This window comes from Chryseobacterium sp. VD8, assembly GCF_037149975.1.
Classification (GTDB): Bacteria; Bacteroidota; Bacteroidia; order Flavobacteriales; family Weeksellaceae; genus Chryseobacterium; species Chryseobacterium indicum.
Map to the genome: position 1 here is coordinate 1 of NZ_JBBCQL010000372.1, position 2,376 is coordinate 2,376.

At 37.2% G+C, this 2,376-nt stretch carries 4 protein-coding genes; all 4 read left to right on the forward strand.

Annotation, left to right across the window (positions count from 1 at the left end; all coding sequences use genetic code 11):
* Positions 1–659: chloride channel protein (locus WFK35_RS22230; RefSeq protein ID WP_336734771.1), on the forward strand; the 659-nt coding region annotated here is incomplete at its 5' end.
* 174 nt (positions 660–833) lie between these two features.
* Positions 834–1,175 carry a 30S ribosomal protein S6 gene (gene rpsF, locus WFK35_RS22235; protein WP_066434819.1) on the forward strand — a complete coding sequence of 114 codons (342 nt, stop codon included), beginning with the start codon at positions 834–836 and terminating at the stop codon, positions 1,173–1,175.
* 31 nt (positions 1,176–1,206) lie between these two features.
* Positions 1,207–1,509 carry a 30S ribosomal protein S18 gene (gene rpsR, locus WFK35_RS22240; RefSeq protein WP_002979091.1) on the forward strand — a complete coding sequence of 101 codons (303 nt, stop codon included), beginning with the start codon at positions 1,207–1,209 and terminating at the stop codon, positions 1,507–1,509.
* A 132-nt stretch (positions 1,510–1,641) separates the two neighbouring features.
* Entirely contained in the window at positions 1,642–2,151 is a 510-nt protein-coding gene (rplI, locus tag WFK35_RS22245) for a 50S ribosomal protein L9 (protein ID WP_214589900.1), read from the forward strand.
* The last annotated feature ends 225 nt before the right edge of the window (positions 2,152–2,376 follow it).

Here is a 2,376-nt window from a genome sequence, read left to right on the forward strand (position 1 = left end):
TGGGATATCCAAAAACAAATGACGTTTCTTTAATGGTCATGTTTCCCATCATTTTAGTGGGCGGAATTGCCGGAATTTTAGCCAGTCAGCTCTCCGTAATCATGCTTAAAATGAATGACTGGAAGAAAAGAAAACTTAAAACAGACCGTGCGAACGTAGCATTTTTAATTTTCTGCGCTCTGATCATCGCTTCTATCGCTTTTTTTATCAACCGGGAAATATTGGGTTCCGGAAAAGAAATTATGGAGCGTGTTCTTTTTACTTCAGAAAAACATGAAGACTGGTACGTTCCGGTTTTAAGAATGTTGGGTCCTGCCCTTTCCTTCACTTCCGGCGGCGCAGGAGGAATTTTTGCCCCTGCTTTAACAGCCGGAGCAAGTATTGGTTCTGTAATTTCAGGATTCATTCATTTAAGCCCGAATGAAACCAATGTTGTTGTTTTGGCAGGAATGGTTGCTTTTTTAACGGGAATTACAAGAGCACCTTTTACATCGGCAATCATTGTTCTGGAAATGACCGACAGACATTCTTTAATATTTCATCTTATGTTAGCCGGAATGGTGTCTTCCATTGCCTCCATTTTGGTAAGCCGACATTCTTTATATGACGTCATAAAAGTGAATTTTTTAACGGAGATCAGAAAAGACGACCGTATGTAAAGTTCAGGGGTTTGGGTTTAAAGTTTATTTCTCAGAAATGCTTCAACAGCCAAAAACCATAACTAACAACACTCCACCATCAATTATTTTCAAGAAAGACTCCTCTTATATTGCATATTACAAATATATTGTCTACTTTTGCACCTCGAAATAATTAACAAATTTTTTAACATTATGAACAATTACGAAACTGTTTTCATTTTAACTCCCGTTCTATCTGAAGCTCAGGTGGAGGAAGCAGTAAACAAGTATGTAGATCTTATCAAAGAAAAGAACTGCGAAATCGTTGCTAAAGAAAACTGGGGATTAAAAAAATTAGCTTACCCGATCCAATTGAAAAAGAACGGATTCTACACTTTAATCGAATTTAAAGGTGAAGGTTCTGTAGTTGCTGATTTAGAATTGGCATTCAAGCGTGACGAGAGAGTAATCCGTTACCTTACTACAAAACTAGACAAACACGCTGTTGACTACGCTGTAACTAGAAGAGCAAAAGTAAAAGCAGCTAAAGCTTAATTATTAACCCTATTTTTTAAAAAGACAAGACATGGCAATAGACGAAATGGCTAAACAAGCCTCAGCTGGAGGAGAATCTGAAGTAAAATTCCTTACTCCGCTTGATATCAATACAAAATCTGAAAAGAAATATTGTAGATTCAAAAAATACGGAATTAAGCACGTTGATTACAAAGATGCTGATTTCTTATTACAGTTCGTAAACGAGCAAGGTAAAATCTTACCAAGAAGATATACAGGAACTTCTTTAAAATACCAAAGAAAAGTTTCTGCTGCAATCAAAAGAGCAAGACACTTGGCGTTACTACCATACGTAGCTGACTTATTAAAATAAAAAAATTGCAATTAGCCATTAGCTTCTCGCTTTTGGCTTTTTGTTGCTGAATTAATTTATAAATTCTAACGATGTGAAGAGTAAACCGGAACATAAAATCCGGAGCTCTAAACTCTAAAACGGACAACAACAATGAACATTATCCTAAAAAAAGACGTAGAAAACTTAGGTCTTGAATTCGACACAGTAAGCGTAAAACCTGGTTATGCAAGAAACTTCCTTATTCCTCAAGGGTACGCTTTATTAGCTACTCCTAAAAACATCGCAGCTTTAGAAGCTACTTTGGAGGCTAGAAAAGAAGAAGAAGCGAAATTGGTTGCTGCTGCAACTGCTGTAGTTGAGCAATTAAAGAAAACTTCTATCACAATCCCTGCAAAAGTAGGTACTGGTGATAAATTATTCGGTTCTATCAACAATGCGGATCTTGCTGAAGCTTTAGGAAAAGCAGGGGTATCTGTAGATAAAAAATACATCAAAATTCCTGGAAACACAATCAAGAGAACGGGTAAATTCTCAGCTCTTGTTAGACTTCACAGAAACGTTGAGTACAACTACGAATTCGATGTTGTATCTGATGCTCCGGTTGAAGCTCCAAAAGCAGCTCCTGCTAAAAAAGAAGAAGCATCTTCTGAAGAAGCTTAATCAAGACGAGATTTTCTCAACATATAAACCACTTCAACCGAAGTGGTTTTTTTGCGTCCCTGCGACAGACTGAAGGTCTGCGAACGCAGTTCTGAAGCAACGAAACAATCTCTTACAACACAACAATTGATTATTACATCAACACATCTGTCATTTCGACGAAGGAGAAATCTACCTTCCAAGCAGAACATCTCTATATTTTTCAGGAGCTATTTCCCGCTTTCC